Source organism: Micromonospora sp. NPDC047187, assembly GCF_040643355.1.
In the GTDB taxonomy this organism is placed as follows: Bacteria; Actinomycetota; Actinomycetes; order Mycobacteriales; family Micromonosporaceae; genus Micromonospora; species Micromonospora salmantinae.
Window position 1 is genome coordinate 470448 of record NZ_JBEYUF010000002.1, and the last position, 14734, is coordinate 485181.

General features: G+C 70.2%; 15 protein-coding genes. All 15 read left to right on the plus strand.

Annotated features, from left to right (window positions below):
- The first annotated feature begins 48 nt into the window (after window positions 1–48).
- The 15 genes from ABZ794_RS06710 (at window position 49) to ahcY (ending at window position 14725) form a co-directional block, all read left to right on the plus strand.
- Window positions 49–1311, plus strand: a complete 1263-nt coding sequence (locus tag ABZ794_RS06710) for a beta-ketoacyl-[acyl-carrier-protein] synthase family protein (protein ID WP_091394937.1) — start codon at window positions 49–51, stop codon at window positions 1309–1311.
- Window positions 1308–2528, plus strand: coding sequence for a ketosynthase chain-length factor (locus ABZ794_RS06715; protein ID WP_210781782.1), 1221 nt, complete (start codon window positions 1308–1310; stop codon window positions 2526–2528). Before ABZ794_RS06710 ends, ABZ794_RS06715 begins: the two co-directional genes overlap by 4 nt.
- Window positions 2525–3583: a methyltransferase gene (locus ABZ794_RS06720; protein ID WP_210781783.1), complete on the plus strand. Its 1059-nt coding sequence runs from the start codon at window positions 2525–2527 to the stop codon at window positions 3581–3583. Before ABZ794_RS06715 ends, ABZ794_RS06720 begins: the two co-directional genes overlap by 4 nt.
- Window positions 3584–3598: 15 nt before the next feature.
- Entirely contained in the window at window positions 3599–3925 is a 327-nt protein-coding gene (locus ABZ794_RS06725; protein ID WP_210781784.1) for an antibiotic biosynthesis monooxygenase family protein, read from the plus strand.
- Complete coding sequence (locus ABZ794_RS06730; RefSeq protein WP_210781785.1) at window positions 3918–5540, plus strand: FAD-dependent oxidoreductase; 1623 nt, start codon at window positions 3918–3920, stop codon at window positions 5538–5540. The genes ABZ794_RS06725 and ABZ794_RS06730 overlap by 8 nt, the downstream gene beginning before the upstream one ends.
- 4 nt (window positions 5541–5544) lie before the next feature.
- Entirely contained in the window at window positions 5545–5886 is a 342-nt protein-coding gene (locus ABZ794_RS06735) for a TcmI family type II polyketide cyclase (RefSeq protein WP_112581708.1), read from the plus strand.
- Window positions 5883–6890, plus strand: coding sequence for a methyltransferase (locus ABZ794_RS06740; protein ID WP_238690777.1), 1008 nt, complete (start codon window positions 5883–5885; stop codon window positions 6888–6890). The genes ABZ794_RS06735 and ABZ794_RS06740 overlap by 4 nt, the downstream gene beginning before the upstream one ends.
- The gene (locus tag ABZ794_RS06745; protein ID WP_210781862.1) at window positions 6890–7354 is read left to right on the plus strand and encodes a cupin domain-containing protein; all 465 of its coding nucleotides are present in this window, start codon (window positions 6890–6892) and stop codon (window positions 7352–7354) included. Before ABZ794_RS06740 ends, ABZ794_RS06745 begins: the two co-directional genes overlap by 1 nt.
- Window positions 7351–7608 (plus strand): phosphopantetheine-binding protein, encoded by a 258-nt coding sequence (locus tag ABZ794_RS06750; RefSeq protein WP_210781786.1) that lies wholly within the window; start codon window positions 7351–7353, stop codon window positions 7606–7608. The genes ABZ794_RS06745 and ABZ794_RS06750 overlap by 4 nt, the downstream gene beginning before the upstream one ends.
- Window positions 7609–7612: 4 nt before the next feature.
- Window positions 7613–8083: an SRPBCC family protein gene (locus ABZ794_RS06755; RefSeq protein WP_112626174.1), complete on the plus strand. Its 471-nt coding sequence runs from the start codon at window positions 7613–7615 to the stop codon at window positions 8081–8083.
- Window positions 8080–9741, plus strand: a complete 1662-nt coding sequence (locus ABZ794_RS06760; RefSeq protein WP_210781787.1) for an acetyl-CoA carboxylase carboxyltransferase subunit alpha — start codon at window positions 8080–8082, stop codon at window positions 9739–9741. Before ABZ794_RS06755 ends, ABZ794_RS06760 begins: the two co-directional genes overlap by 4 nt.
- On the plus strand, window positions 9728–10165 hold the full coding sequence (locus tag ABZ794_RS06765; protein ID WP_151496891.1) for a biotin/lipoyl-containing protein: 438 nt from the start codon (window positions 9728–9730) through the stop codon (window positions 10163–10165). The genes ABZ794_RS06760 and ABZ794_RS06765 overlap by 14 nt, the downstream gene beginning before the upstream one ends.
- 4 nt (window positions 10166–10169) lie before the next feature.
- Complete coding sequence (locus ABZ794_RS06770) at window positions 10170–11555, plus strand: acetyl-CoA carboxylase biotin carboxylase subunit (RefSeq protein WP_210781788.1); 1386 nt, start codon at window positions 10170–10172, stop codon at window positions 11553–11555.
- 154 nt (window positions 11556–11709) lie between these two features.
- Window positions 11710–13173, plus strand: a complete 1464-nt coding sequence (locus tag ABZ794_RS06775; RefSeq protein ID WP_210781789.1) for a peroxidase family protein — start codon at window positions 11710–11712, stop codon at window positions 13171–13173.
- A gap of 106 nt (window positions 13174–13279) precedes the next feature.
- A complete protein-coding gene (gene ahcY / locus ABZ794_RS06780; RefSeq protein ID WP_210781790.1) occupies window positions 13280–14725 on the plus strand; it encodes an adenosylhomocysteinase in 1446 nt (481 codons plus the stop codon).
- Window positions 14726–14734 lie beyond the last annotated feature (9 nt).

The following is a 14734-nucleotide window of genomic DNA, read 5'->3' on the forward strand; positions in this document are numbered from 1 at the left end:
CCGGCCGTCCCTAGCTTTCACACGGACATCGCGGCCAGGAGGTCTTCCATGACGAGCACATCCGACCGTCGGGTGGTCATCACCGGGATTGGCGTCATCGCCCCCGGTGGACTGGGCACCAAGGCGTTCTGGGAACTGTTGACCGCTGGCCGCACGGCCACCCGTACCCTGTCGTTCTTCGACGCCACCCCCTTCCGGTCGCGGGTGGCCGCGGAGGCCGACTTCGACCCGGTCGCCGAGGGACTGTCGCCGCAGGAGGTCCGCCGGATGGACCGGGCGGCCCAGATGGCGGTGGTCTGCACCCGGGAGGCGCTGGCCGACAGCGGCTTCGAGGTCGCCGACCCGACCCGGGTCGGCGTGAGCGTCGGCACGGCGGTCGGGGCCACGATGAGCCTCGAAGAGGAGTACGTCGTGGTCAGCGACGGCGGCCGGAAATGGCTGACCGACCACCGGTACGCCACCCCGCACCTCTACGACTATCTGGTACCGAGCTCGTTCGCCCGCGAGGTGGCGTGGTCGGTCGGGGCGGAGGGTCCGGCGACTGTGGTCTCGACCGGCTGCACGTCGGGCCTCGACTCGGTCGGCCACGCCCGGGAGCTGATCCGGGAGGGCTCGGCCGACGTGATGATCGCCGGCGCGACCGACGCCCCGATCTCGCCGATCACCGTGGCCTGCTTCGACGCGATCAAGGCGACCACGGCCCGCAACGACGACCCGACGCACGCCTCGCGGCCGTTCGACAACAGTCGCGACGGGTTCGTTCTCGGCGAGGGTTCGGCGATGTTCGTCCTCGAAGAGCTCGAGCACGCCCGCCGGCGAGGTGCGCAGATCTACGCCGAGCTGGTCGGGTTCGCCTCGCGCTCCAACGCGTTCCACATGACCGGCCTGCGGCCCGACGGGCGGGAGATGGCCGAGGCGATCCGGGTGGCGCTCGCCGACGCCCGGCTGCCCGGCGACGCCGTCGACTACATCAACGCGCACGGTTCGGGTACGAAGCAGAACGACAGGCACGAGACTGCGGCGTTCAAGCGGAGCCTCGGTGACCACGCGTACCGCACCCCGGTCAGCTCGATCAAGTCGATGATCGGCCACTCGCTCGGCGCCATCGGCTCGATCGAGATCGCGGCTTCGGCTCTGGCGATCAAGCACGGGGCGGTGCCGCCGACGGCCAACCTGCACGAACGCGACCCGGAGTGCGACCTCGACTACGTGCCGCTCACCGCCCGTGAGCAGCAGACCGACGTGGTGTTGAGCGTGGGCAGCGGGTTCGGCGGCTTCCAGAGCGCGATGCTCCTGGCGCGTGTGGCATGACCACTGTCGTCACCGGGGTCGGGGTGGCCGCGCCCAACGGGTTGGGCCGCGACGCCTTCTGGGCGGCCACCGTCGCCGGGGTGGGTGGCATCGGGCCGATCAGCCGTTTCGACCCCTCGGGTTATCCCGCCCAGTTGGCCGGCGAGGTGCCCGGGTACGAGGCGGCCGATCACATCCCGAGCCGGCTGATGGCGCAGACGGACCACATGACCCGGCTGTCGTTGACGGCGGCGCAGTGGGCGCTGGCCGACGCGTCGGTCGACCCGTCGGCGCTGCCCGAGTTCGGCATGGGTGTCGTCACGGCCAGCGCGTCGGGCGGCTTCGAGTTCGGCCATCGTGAGCTGGAGAAGCTCTGGAGCAAGGGCTCCGAGCACGTCAGCGCCTACCAGTCGTTCGCCTGGTTCTACGCTGTCAACACCGGCCAGATCTCCATCCGCCACGGGATGCGTGGGCCGACCGGCGTGCTCGTCACCGAGCAGGCGGGCGGGCTCGACGCGGTGGCGCAGGCCCGACGCCAGGTGCGCAAGGGCGTGCAGCTCGTGATGACCGGCGGCGTCGACGCGTCGCTCTGTCCGTGGGGCTGGACCGCCCAGCTCGCCAACGGTCTCCTCAGCACGGGGCGTGATCCGGCCACGGCTTACCTGCCGTTCGACGCCAACGCGTCGGGTTACGTGCCGGGCGAGGGCGGGGCGATCCTCGTGTTGGAGGACGAACACGCCGCTGCCCGGCGCGGGGCCGCCGTCTACGGGGTGATCGCCGGTTACGGCGCCACGTTCGACCCCCGGCCCGGCTCCGGCCGTCCGCCGGGTCTGCGTCGGGCGGCCGAGATGGCAGTGTCCGACGCCGGTCTCACACCGGCCGACATCGACGTCGTCTTCGCCGACGGCGCCGGTGTCGCGGAGCTCGACCGCGTCGAGGCCGAGGCGATCACCGCGGTCTTCGGCCCACGTGGGGTGCCGGTGACCGCGCCCAAGACGATGACCGGCCGGCTCTACTCGGGCGGGGCGGCGCTCGACCTCGTCTCCGCGCTGCTGTCGATCCGGCACTGTGTCATCCCGCCCACCACAAACATCCGCCAGCCGGCCGAGGGCCTGCACCTCGACCTGGTGCGCGACGTCGCGCGGGAGACACCCGTACGCGCGGCGCTCGTCCTCGCCAGGGGCTACGGCGGGTTCAACGCGGCCATGGTCGTGACCGACGAAAGGAATGGACGATGACCGACGCCAGCCTCGCCGCCGTCGCGAACTTCGACGAGCAGCAGGCACTCGACCTGCGCGAACGGCAGATCGCGGTGCTGGGAAGCGCCAAACAGATCGCCAACGTGATCTACGTGGTCACCGAACTCGGCGTCGCCGACCTGCTCGTCGACGGACCGGTGCCGGTCGCCCAACTGGCGGCGGCGACCGAGTCGCACGAGGACGCGCTGCGGCGGATCCTGCGCGCGGCCTGCGCGGTCGGCATCTTCGACGAGCAGGAGGACGGGTCGTTCGCGCTGACCCCGCTCGGCGAGGGGCTGACGTCGGCCCGGATCGGCGGGCTGCGGCCAATGGTGCAGTTCAGCGGCGCCGACTTCAACCGCCTCCCGTACGCGGAGATCCTGCACAGCGTCCGCACCGGCGAGCCGGCCTTCAACAAGGTCTTCGGCATGGGCTTCTACGACTACCTCCAGGCCCACCCGGAGGCCAACCGGTTCTTCGAGGGCTTCATGGCCCACTGGAGCCGGCGGCTCGCCGACCGGTTCGCGGCGGAGTTGGCGCCCGAGCGGTTCGGCCGGATCGCCGACATCGGCGGCAGCAACGGCTACTTCCTGGCCAAGATGCTCCAGCGCCACCCCGAGGGCACCGGTGTCCTCTTCGACCTGCCCGAGGTCGTGGCCGATGCCGAACCGCTGCTCAAGGAGCACGGCGTCACCGAGCGGGTCGAGGTGCGGGGCGGCGACTTCTTCACCGACGAACTGCCGGCCGGCGCGGATGCGTACATCCTGAAGTCGATCGTCCACAACTGGCCGGACGACACCTGCGTCACGCTGCTACGTCGGATCCGCGCGGCGATCGGCGACGCCGACTCCCGCCTCATCGCGATCGACCAGATCGTGCCGCCGCGCAACCAGTGGGACCACGCCAAGATCATCGACATCGACATGCTGGTGCTCTTCGGCGGCAAGGAGCGCGACCTCCGCGAATGGCAGGCGCTGTTCACCGCGTCCGGTTTCGAGCTGGTCAACACCCCCGCATCCCGCGGCTGGGCCCTGCTCGAAGCGCGTCCGATCTAGGAAAGGAAGCCCGCAATGGCACACATCGGCATCGACCAGCCGGTCGTGACGATGGTCAACGTCTTCACCGTCGAGCCGGCCAACCAGCAGAAGCTCGTCGACATCCTGATCGAGGCGACCGACGCGGTGATGTCCAAGGTCGACGGGTTCGTGTCGGCGAACATCCACGCCAGCCTCGACGGGACCCGGGTCGTCAACTACGCGCAGTGGAAGAGCGAAGAGCACTTCACGGCGATGCTCCAGAACCCCGAGGTCCACCCCCACTTCGGCGAGGTACGCGCGATCGCCACGCCGGAACGCCACCTCTACAAAGTCGTCTACACGGAGGACGCTCATGTCTGACGGAAGCACCGACGTCCTGATCGTCGGCGGCGGCCCGGTCGGTTTGTCGACCGCGCTCTTCCTGGCCCGCAAGGGGATCCGGCCGATCCTTGTCGAACGTCGGCCTCGGCTGTCGACGATCCCCCGCGCGACCGGCCTGCACGCCCGCACTGTGGAGATCTTCCGCACCGTCGGCCTGGAGCCGGCCGTGCAGCAGGCCGGCATGAAGATCGTCGGGCCGGGCGCCGAACTCGACCTCGTCCGCGCCGGCCGCGCCACGCCACTGGTCATGCTCGGCGCCCAGTCCCTGGCCGACCTCCACAAGTCGTTCGTCATGGAGGCGCACGACGTCGACTACGACAAGTTCACGCCGAGCTGGCCGATCTGGTGCGGCCAGGACCACTACGAGCCGCTGCTCTACGACGCCGCCGTCGAGGCGGGCGCGGAGATCCGCTTCCAGAACGAGCTGATCGGGCTGACCCAGGACCCTGACGGGGTGACCGCGACAGTCAACGACAACGGCACGACGCGCACGATCCGGGCGCGCTACGTCGTCGCTGCCGACGGCGTGAAGAGCCCGGTCCGCGAACTGCTCCAGATCGGAAACCGCAGCAACGGTGTCGCCGGGAACTTCGTCAGCATCATCTTCCGCGCCAAGGTCGACCTGCCCGAGTCGGCACCACGCTTCACGCTGATCTACCTGATGAACCAGCTGGCCCAGGGTTTGCTGCTCTTCATCGAGCCGGGGCGGTGGATGTTCGGCGTCAACTACTACCCCGAGCGGGGACAGTCGCCGGCCGACTTCACCCCGGAACGGTGCGTCGAGCTGGCCCGGATCGCGGCCGGTGACCCCGAGCTGGAGGTCGAGGTCGAGTCGGCCCAGCCCTGGGACGCGCGGCACATGGTCGCCGACGCGTACCAGGCGGGGCGGGTCTTCCTCGCCGGCGACGCCTGCCACGCCCACCCGCCGGCCGGCGGCTTCGGTGTCAACGCCGGCATCCAGGACGCGCACAACCTGGCGTGGAAGCTCGCCGACGTCCTTCAGGGGCGAGCCGACGAGAGCCTGCTCGACTCCTACGAAGCCGAGCGTCGTCCGGTCGGCGCGGCGACCGCCGACCAGGCGTGGATGCTCTTCCGCACCCGGGGTCAGCTCGCCGACGAGGACAAGGCCGCCTACCGGGACTTCGTCATCGTGACGATGGGCTACCGGTACACCTCCAACGCGATCGTCGGCGCGCCCGCCGACACCGAGCTGCTGCCCCGCGAGCTGACCTTCACCGGCCAACCCGGATCGCGTGCCCCGCACGGCTGGGTCGACCACGACGGCGCTCGGGTCTCCACGATCGACGTGCTGACCGAGGGCTGGACGTTGGCCACTGCTCCGGGCGACGACGCCTGGCTCGCGGCGGCCGAGGCGGTCTCGGCGGAGACCGGGCTTCCGATCAAGGCGCTGACCGCCGGCCCCGACGGTGACCTCGCCGACGACGGCTCGTGGCTCGCGAGCTGTGGGGTCGGCCCCGGCGGGGCGCTGTTGGTACGCCCCGACGGCATCGTCGCCTGGCGCAGCGCCGGCCCGGTCGACGACCGGGCGCAGACCCTTGCCGCCGCCCTGGCCACGATCCTGCGGGGAGCGTGAGCACATGTCCTACCGCGCCCTCATGGTCATGCGGATGGCCCCCGGTCACGCCGACGCGGTCGCCGAGCTCTTCGCCGAGCACGACAAGGGCGACATGCCGTACGTCGTCGGCATCTCGCGGCGCACGCTCTTCCAGTACCAGGACCTCTACATGCACCTGCTCGAGGCCGACACCGACGTCTTCGACAAGCTCCTCGCGGCCCGAGCCCGAGCGGACTTCCAGGAGGTCAACCGCCGACTCTCGGCCTACCTGCAGCGCTACGCGCCGGACAGCATGACCGAGTTGCAGGACTCGAAGGCCACGCCCTTCTACACCTGGAGCCCCGAGACAGGGAGCATCACGTGACGCTGACCCGCCGCGACATCAACGACATGATGCAGGCATACAAGAAGACGAGCCTGCTGCGTACCGCTGTCGAGCTGGGTGTGTTCGACGCGCTTGCCGCGGGCCCGGCCACGGCCAGCGGGCTCGCTCCGAAGCTCGGCATCCACCCGCGGGGCGCGCGCATCCTGCTCGACGCGCTCACCGCGATCCGTCTCACCGACCGGACCGGCGAGCACTTCTCGCTCACCCCGGCGGCCGCCGACCACCTGGTCAGCACCCGTCCGGACTACCTGGGCGGCATGGTCAAGGTGATGTCGAGCGACTGGGAGTGGGACGCGTTGCGCGACCTCAGCGCCGCCGTACGGGCCGGCGGCACAGTGCTCGACGTGCACGCCGAGACCCCGGAGTACACCTACTGGGAGGACTTCGCCGCGTACGCGACGAAGGTCGCCCAGCCGACCGCCGAGGTGATGGCCGAGGCGCTCGCGCCGTGGACGAAGGAGCGCGCCGAACTCGACATCCTCGACGTCGCCTGCGGCCACGGCGTCTACGGCTACACCCTCGCGCAGCACAACCCACAGGCGGCGGTGACCTCGCTGGACTGGCCCAACGTGCTCGCCGTGACGGAGAAGCACGCCGAGCGGCTCGGTGTGCGCGACAGGGCGTCGTTCCTGCCGGGTGACATGTTCACCACCGATCTCGGCGGCCCGTACGACGTCGTGCTGCTCACCAACGTCACCCACCACTTCTCCGAGGAGCGGGTGCACGAGTTGGTGAACCGCCTCGGTTCCGTGGTCAAGCCGGGTGGCCGGCTGGTCATCGTCGGGTTCACCACTGGCGACGAGTCGCCGGCACTGGACCCGGCGCCGTACCTCTTCTCGGTGTTGATGTTGGTCTGGACCTTCGAGGGGGAGTCGCACTCTGTCGCCGCCTACAACCGGGCGCTCGCCGCGGCGGGCTTCGGCCCGGCCACCGTCCACCCGACGGACCTGCCGTTCCGAGTGCTCGTCGCAGAGAAGGGATGATCATGCATCGGCAACCGATCGTGAAGGTCGCCGCCACCGACGTGCCCGGCATCAACCGGATCGGCGGCGAGGTGCGGATCCTGCTCAGCCCGAAGACCGTCGACGCGACGGAGGGCTTCATGGGCACGGTCCGCCTGGAGCCGGGCGAGTTCCTGGCGGAGCAGTACAACCCGTACTCGGACAAGTTCTGTTATCTGGTGCGCGGCGAGGTCGTGATCCGCGTCGACGGCGCGGAGGTCAAGCTCGCGCCCGACGAGGCTCTCATGGTCCGTCGCGGCCAGCGGCACCGCATCGTCAACGCCGGTGGCGAGACCGCGCTGATCGTGTTCCAGATCAGCCCGCTCGCGCCGCGCCCCGAGCTGGGCCACGTCGACACCGAGGAGGTCCCGCACCCCGAGTCGCCGGTGCCACAGGTCGGCGGCGTGCGCGACGGGTGGCAGCGACCGACGGGAGGAAACTCATGAGCCAGCTGACCCTCGACGACCTGCGTCGGATCCTGGAGACCAGTTCCGGCGTGGTCGAGCAGACCGACTGGGCCGATCCGGCGACGCTCGACGCGCCGTTCGACGACCTCGGCTACGACTCGCTCGCGCTGCTGGAGCTGGCGGCGCGGGTGCAGCAGGAGTACGAGGTCCGCATCCCCGACGACGCCGTGTCGATCATGAAGACGCCGCGGCTCGCCGTCGACTACATCAACCAACGACTCGCGGATCGGTGACCCCATGGCCGGACACACGGACAACGCGGTCGTCATCAACGCACCGTTCGACCTCGTCTGGGACCTGACCAACGACATCCCCAACTGGCCCTCCCTGTTCAGCGAGTACGCCAGCACCGAAGTGCTCTCGACGTCCGCCGACGGGGCCGTCGTCTTCCGGCTGACCATGCACCCCGACCCGGCCGGCCGGGTCTGGAGCTGGGTCTCCGAGCGGGTGCCCGACCGCAGCGACCGGGTGGTCCGGGCACGGCGGCTGGAGACGGGCGCCTTCAAGTACATGAACCTGTTCTGGGAATACACCGAGATCCCGGACGGCGGCGTGCGGATGCGGTGGGTACAGGACTTCGAGATGCGGCCGGGCGGGCACGCCGACGACGAGGGCATGACCGCCCACCTCAACCGGACCACACGTGAGCAGCAGGCACGCATCCGGGAGATCGTGGAGAAGGCCGCGGCCGAACGCGGGCAGTCATGACCGCCACCGTCAACACGCCCGTCGGCAAGAGCTGGCTGATCTGCCCGGGCTGCCGGGCGTTGCTCTACCAGCGCCGGGTCGAGCGCAACCTGGGCGTCTGCCCGGAGTGCGACCACCACGACCAGGTCACCGCGCACCAGCGGATCGAGCAGCTCTTCGATCTCGACTCGGTCGAGGAGCTGCCACCGGTCGGCGCCTTCGGTGATCCGCTCGGGTTCGTCGACACCCTGCCCTACCCGCAACGGATCGAGGCCGCCCGCCGGCGCACCGGGCTCGACGAGGCGGTCGTCTGCGTCCGGGGCACTGTCGAGGGGCAGCCGTTGATAGCGGCGGTCATGGACTTCCGGTTCCTCGGCGGCAGCCTCGGCTCCGGCGTCGGTGAGCGGATCACCCGGACGGCCGAGTTGGCGCTCGAAACCCGTACGCCGCTGCTGATCGTCAGCGCCTCCGGCGGCGCCCGGATGCAGGAGGGCGTGCTGTCGCTCATGCAGATGGCCAAGACGAGCGCGGCGCTCGGAGCCCTCGACGAGGCCGGGGTACTGACGATCTCGCTGGTCAGCGACCCGACCTACGGTGGCGTCGCGGCGTCGTTCGCGACGCTCTGCGACGTCATTCTCGCCGAGCCGGGAGCGCGCCTCGGCTTCGCCGGGCCGAGGGTCATCCAGCAGACGCTACGTCAGCCACTGCCGGCCGGCTTCCAGACCGCCGAGTACCTCTTCGCCCGCGGCATGCTCGACGACCTGGTGCCCCGCTCGAACCTGCGGCCGACCATCGGCCGGCTGCTGGCCTTCGCGGGGGCCGACCGGTCCGCGCCGGATCCTCACCCGGTACGGGCGACCGCGCCTTCCGAGTCGGCGGACCCGTGGGCGGTCGTGGCGCTGTCCCGCGATCTCGGTCGACCGTCCACACTCGACTACATCGGCCACTTCGTGGACGGTTTCGTGGAGCTGCACGGCGACCGCCTGGCGAGTGACTGCCCGGCGATCGTCGGCGGCGTCGGCCTGATCGACGGCCGACCCACAGTGGTGATCGGCCACCAGAAGGGCCACACGGTCGCCGAGGTGGCCAGCCGCAACTTCGGCATGGCCACACCGGCCGGCTATCGCAAGGCGGCCCGGCTGATGCGCCTGGCCGAGAAGCTCGGCACGCCGATCGTGACGCTGATCGACACGCCCGGCGCCTACCACGGCATCTCGGCGGAGGAGAACGGGCAGGCCCTCGCCATCGCCGACAGCATCCGGCTGATGGCCGGGCTGACGGTTCCGGTCGTCGCGATCGTGACCGGCGAGGGCGGCAGCGGAGGTGCCCTCGCCCTCGGCGTCGGCAACCGGGTGCTGATGCTCGCCAACGCGACGTACTCGGTGATCAGCCCGGAAGGCTGCGCGGCGATCCTCTGGAACGACTCCGGTCGGGCCGACGAGGCCGCCGCGCAGCTCAAGCTCCAGGCCGGCGACCTGCTGGCGCTCGGCATCGTCGACGGGGTGGTTCCCGAACCACCCGGCGGGGCACCGGCCGATCCCGGGGCGACCGCCTCGGCCGTGCACCGGGCGGTTGTCGACGCGTTCGCGGAGTTGGCCGGTCTCAGCCGCGAGGAGGTGCGGGCCCAGCGCCGGGCCCGCTTCCGACAGATCGGAGGTTTGACGAATGCCGGAGGGTAACGCCGACCCGCTGGACGCCGCGGTCCGCAGTCTCGCGCGGCTGATCGGGTCGACGCCAGGTCCGGTCCGCCGTGCGCGGCTCCAGCACGGCGACCTGGTGGTCGAGGTGGAGTGGCCGGACGGCGCACCCGGGGTGGCGGCGGTCCCGGCGGTCCCGCCGGTGGAGGCCGACGCCGGTCTGCACTACGTGTGCGCACCGATGGTCGCGACGCTCTACCTCGCGCCGTCGCCAGGCGCTGACCCGTTCGTCAGTGAGGGCGACCAGGTCGTGCCCGGCCAGCAGGTCGCGATCCTCGAAGCGATGAAGATGATGATCCCGGTCGAAGCCGACCGCGCGGGCGAGGTCGTGAAGGTGCTGGTGCCCAACGCGACCCCGGTCGAGTACGGCGAACGGTTGATCGCCTTAGCTGTGTCGGAGGGCTGACCCAGTGTTCGAGTCGGTGCTGATCGCCAACCGGGGCGAGATCGCGGTCCGGATCGCCCGGACCTGCCGGGAGATGGGGCTGCGTACCGTGGCGGTCTACTCGACCGTCGACCGGGACTCGGCGGTGGTGCGGCTGGCCGACGAAGCCGTCCAGATCGGGCCCGGTCCCAGCCGGCGCAGCTACCTGAGCGCCCCGGCCATCATCGAGGCGGCCCGCCGCACGGGAGCCGACGCCATCCACCCGGGCTACGGATTCCTCTCCGAGGACCCGGACTTCGCCGAGATCTGCGAGGCCGACGGGATCACGTTCATCGGGCCGCCGCCCGCCGTGATGGCCGCGCTGGGCGACAAGGCCCGGACGCGGGGCATCATGGCGGGCCTCGGCCTACCCGTGCTCCCCGGCACTACCGACGCCGTCGAGTCGGCGGCCCACGCCCGCGCGGTCGCCGACGAGATCGGCTTCCCGCTGATCATCAAGGCGGTCGCCGGTGGCGGCGGTCGGGGCGTACGGGTGGTCCGCGACCCGGCCTCGTTCCTGGGCGAGTTCGCGTCCGCGCGGGCCGAGGCACAGCTGCTCTTCGGCGACAACCGGGTCTACATCGAGCGCTACCTCGAGTCGGCCCGCCACGTCGAGGTGCAGGTGCTCACCGACCGCTACGGCAACGGCATCCACCTCGGCGAGCGCGACTGTTCGGTGCAGCGGCGTCACCAGAAGCTGATCGAGGAGTCGCCCGCGCCCGGGTTGCCGCAACACATGGTCGACCGGATGACCGCCGCCGCGGTCACCGGCGCGCTCGGTGTCGGCTACGTGGGCGCGGGCACCTTCGAGTTCCTGGTCGGCGGTGGGGACGACTTCCACCTCATGGAGGTCAACTGCAGGCTCCAGGTCGAACACCCGGTCTCCGAGCTGGTGACCGGCGTCGACCTGGTGCGGCAACAGATCCTCGTCGCGGCCGGCGAGCGGCTGGCGCTGACCCAGGCCGACGTGACGCCGCGCGGTACCGCGATCGAGTGTCGCCTCAACGTCGAGGATCCGGCGCGCGGCTTCGTACCGACGCCGGGTGAGCTGACCCGCTTCGACCTGCCCGCCGGCCCGTTCGTCCGGGTCGACACGCACGGGTACGCCGGCTACCGGGTCCCGGCCGACTACGACTCCCTCCTCGCGAAGGTGGTCGTCTGGGCGCCGGACCGCACCCAGGCCCTGGCCCGGATGGCCCGGGCGCTCGACGAGTGCGCCATCGAAGGGCCTGGTGTGGCGACCACCCGGGACTTCCTCCGATCGACGCTCGACCACCCGCTGTTCCGCGCCGCGAAACACGACACCTCGCTTGTCGACACCATGCTCACCGGCCTCCAGCCGGACACCACCGAAGCTCCAGGGCGCCACTAACCGAAGGGTTCACACTGCTGCCGGTTCGCGGGTTTGCGGCCCGTGCGTCCACGCGGGCGCCCGCGGACGGAAGGTGGCCGACATGGCAATTGACAACGCTTCTCGAGGTGTCAGCCGACGGCGATTATTGGCCGGAGTCGGCGCGGGGGCGCTCGTGGCCGGCACCGGGGGAGTCCTGCTCGACGCGACGCCGGCGGCGGCCGCGTTCTCCAACCGGTTCGGCCGAATGTTCCCGTCGCTGCCGGCATTCGGGTCCGCGACGACCCAGATGCGGAACGCGCTGATCGACCTGTCGCGCGTCGGCGGCCCGATGGACGCCCGCGACCCGCTCAGCGTCGGCGCGGAGGCGCTCGCCGACCAGCAGCAGCACAGCATCAACAACCCCGACAACTTCTCGATCCCGCAGGGCATGACGTACTTCGGGCAGTTCGTCGACCACGACCTGGCCTTCGAGACGACGGCGCCGCTGGGCACGCCGGTCGACCCGACCACTGTGCCGAACCCCCGGACGCCGGCCCTCGACCTCGACTCGCTCTACGGTGGTGGGCCGACCGGGAACCCGGAGTTGTACAACTCCGCCGATCCCGCCAAACTCAAGATCGAGTCGGGCGGGCGCTTCGAGGATCTGCCGCGCAACTCCAGTGGCAGGGCGATCGTCTTCGACGTGCGCAACGACGAGAACCTGCCGATCGCGCAGATCACGGCCGCGTTCATCCTCTTCCACAACCGGGTGGTCGACCTGGTGCGCGCACAGGGCACACCGGCGGCGCAGGTCTTCGGCGCCGCCCGGCAACTCGTCACCTGGCACTACCAGTGGATCGTGCTCAACGAGTTCCTGCCGCTGATCGCCGGCCCGGGCACTGTCTTCACAGTGCTCAACGGCGGCCGCCGCTTCTACAAGCCGGAGCCGAACGCGACGTTCATCCCGGTCGAGTTCACCGCGGCGGCGTTCCGCTTCGGCCACAGCCAGCCGCGACCGGCCTACCTGGTCAACCGGACCGGCAACGGCGGCGACGAGTTCTACGCCATGCTCTTCGACCCGGCGCTGAGCGGCGCCGACCCGGCCGACCTGCGCGGTGGAAAGCGGGCCGCCCGCCGCTACCTCGACCACCAGTTCTGGTTCCAGTTCTTCGACGGCCAGGTGCGCTGGAGCAAGTGGGTCGACGTCCGCAACTCGACGCCGCTGTTCGGCTTCCCGCTGCCACCGCCGCCGTCCGGCTCCCCGTCGGCCAACCTGCTCGGACGTGACCTGCTCCGTCAGCTCACCTTCGGCATCCCGTCGGGCCAGCGGATCGCCGCACACATCGGGGCACCGGCACTCGGCAGCTTCAACTTCCCGGAGCTCAGTGGGTACGGCCTCGGCCTGGACTCCAACACCCCGCTCTTCTACTACCTCCTCAAGGAGGCACAGCTCCAGGCCGGCGGCGGTTCACTGGGCGCGGTAGGTGGGCGAATCGTGGCGGAGGTGCTCATCGGCATCGCCCAGCTCGACCCGGCCAGCTACCTGAAGGTGCAGCCCAACTGGCGTCCGACCCTGCCGGCCCGCTTCTCGGGCCAGTTCACGATGGCCGACCTGCTCACGTACGCCCGGGTCGACCCGGCCAGTCGCAACTCCTGACGGCGCGTGCTCCGCACCCGGGCCCGGGGCGGCCCGGTGTGTGGAGCACGGGCGCGGTTGAACGGGACTCCAACGGTCCTCGACACTGGTGCGGGAGGGTGCGGACATGACTGGCGACTTCAGCGATTTCAAGGTGGCGGATCTTTCGTTGGCGGCCTTCGGGCGTAAGGAGATCGAACTGGCCGAGCATGAGATGCCGGGTCTGATGTCGATCCGGAGGGAGTTCGCCTCGCGGCAGCCGTTGAAGGGTGCGCGGATCACCGGCTCGCTGCACATGACGATCCAGACGGCGGTGTTGATCGAGACGCTGGTGGCGCTCGGCGCGCAGGTCCGGTGGGCGTCCTGCAACATTTTCTCCACCCAGGACCACGCGGCGGCGGCGATCGTGGTCGGCCCGACCGGCACCCCGGACGCCCCGGCGGGTGTGCCGGTCTACGCCTGGAAGGGCGAGTCCCTCGACGAGTACTGGTGGTGCACCCAGCAGGTGCTGCTCTGGCCGGACGGGCAGGGCCCGAACATGATCCTCGACGATGGTGGTGACGCCACACTGCTGGTGCACAAGGGCGCCGAGTTCGAGGCCATCGGGGCGGTCCCGTCGCCGGAGAGCGCCGACTCGGAGGAGTACGAGGTCATCCTCGGTGTGTTGACGCGGTCGCTGCGGGAGGACAACCGCCGCTGGACGCGGGTCGCCGCCGGGATCAAGGGGGTGACCGAGGAGACCACGACTGGCGTGCACCGGCTGTACGAGATGCAGCAGGCGGGAAACCTGCTGTTCCCGGCGATCAATGTGAACGACTCGGTGACCAAGAGCAAGTTCGACAACAAGTACGGCTGCCGGCACTCGTTGATCGACGGGATCAACCGGGCCACCGATGTGCTGATCGGTGGCAAGGTCGCCGTGGTGTTCGGCTACGGCGACGTCGGTAAGGGCTGTGCCGAGAGTCTGCGTGGTCAGGGAGCGCGGGTCATCGTGACCGAGGTGGACCCGATCTGTGCCCTGCAGGCGGCGATGGACGGCTACCAGGTCGCGACCATCGACGACGTGGTCGAGACCGCCGACATCTTCGTGACCGCGACGGGCTGCTTCAGCGTCATCACCAACGAGCACATGGCGCGGATGAAGCACCAGGCGATCGTGGGGAACATCGGCCACTTCGACAATGAGATCGACATGGCCGGTCTCGCGAAGCGCGGGGACGTCGAGCGGGTCACTGTGAAGCCGCAGGTGGACGAGTGGCGGTTCGCGGACGGCCACTCGATCATCGTGTTGTCGGAGGGTCGGCTGTTGAACCTTGGCAACGCCACCGGGCATCCGAGCTTCGTGATGTCGAACAGCTTCGCCAACCAGACCATCGCGCAGATCGAGCTGTTCACCAGCACCGACCAGTACCCGATCGGTGTCCACACCCTTCCGAAGCACCTGGACGAGAAGGTGGCCCGACTCCACCTCTCCGCGCTGGGTGTCCGCCTCACCGAACTGACCAAGGAACAAGCCAACTACCTCGGCGTCCCGGTCGAGGGGCCGTACAAGCCCGACCACTACCGCTACTGAGAGGGCCCG

What these genes read in the sequence shown, in the direction of transcription:
- ABZ794_RS06765 (WP_151496891.1), top strand. Translation starts at nt 9,728, where the DNA reads ATGCCGGAGGGTAACGCCGACCCGCTGGACGCCGCGGTCCGCAGTCTC.
- ABZ794_RS06755 (WP_112626174.1), top strand. Translation starts at nt 7,613, where the DNA reads ATGGCCGGACACACGGACAACGCGGTCGTCATCAACGCACCGTTCGAC.
- ABZ794_RS06760 (WP_210781787.1), top strand. Translation starts at nt 8,080, where the DNA reads ATGACCGCCACCGTCAACACGCCCGTCGGCAAGAGCTGGCTGATCTGC.
- ABZ794_RS06710 (WP_091394937.1), top strand. Translation starts at nt 49, where the DNA reads ATGACGAGCACATCCGACCGTCGGGTGGTCATCACCGGGATTGGCGTC.
- ABZ794_RS06720 (WP_210781783.1), top strand. Translation starts at nt 2,525, where the DNA reads ATGACCGACGCCAGCCTCGCCGCCGTCGCGAACTTCGACGAGCAGCAG.
- ABZ794_RS06735 (WP_112581708.1), top strand. Translation starts at nt 5,545, where the DNA reads ATGTCCTACCGCGCCCTCATGGTCATGCGGATGGCCCCCGGTCACGCC.
- ABZ794_RS06750 (WP_210781786.1), top strand. Translation starts at nt 7,351, where the DNA reads ATGAGCCAGCTGACCCTCGACGACCTGCGTCGGATCCTGGAGACCAGT.
- ahcY (WP_210781790.1), top strand. Translation starts at nt 13,280, where the DNA reads ATGACTGGCGACTTCAGCGATTTCAAGGTGGCGGATCTTTCGTTGGCG.
- ABZ794_RS06715 (WP_210781782.1), top strand. Translation starts at nt 1,308, where the DNA reads ATGACCACTGTCGTCACCGGGGTCGGGGTGGCCGCGCCCAACGGGTTG.
- ABZ794_RS06725 (WP_210781784.1), top strand. Translation starts at nt 3,599, where the DNA reads ATGGCACACATCGGCATCGACCAGCCGGTCGTGACGATGGTCAACGTC.
- ABZ794_RS06730 (WP_210781785.1), top strand. Translation starts at nt 3,918, where the DNA reads ATGTCTGACGGAAGCACCGACGTCCTGATCGTCGGCGGCGGCCCGGTC.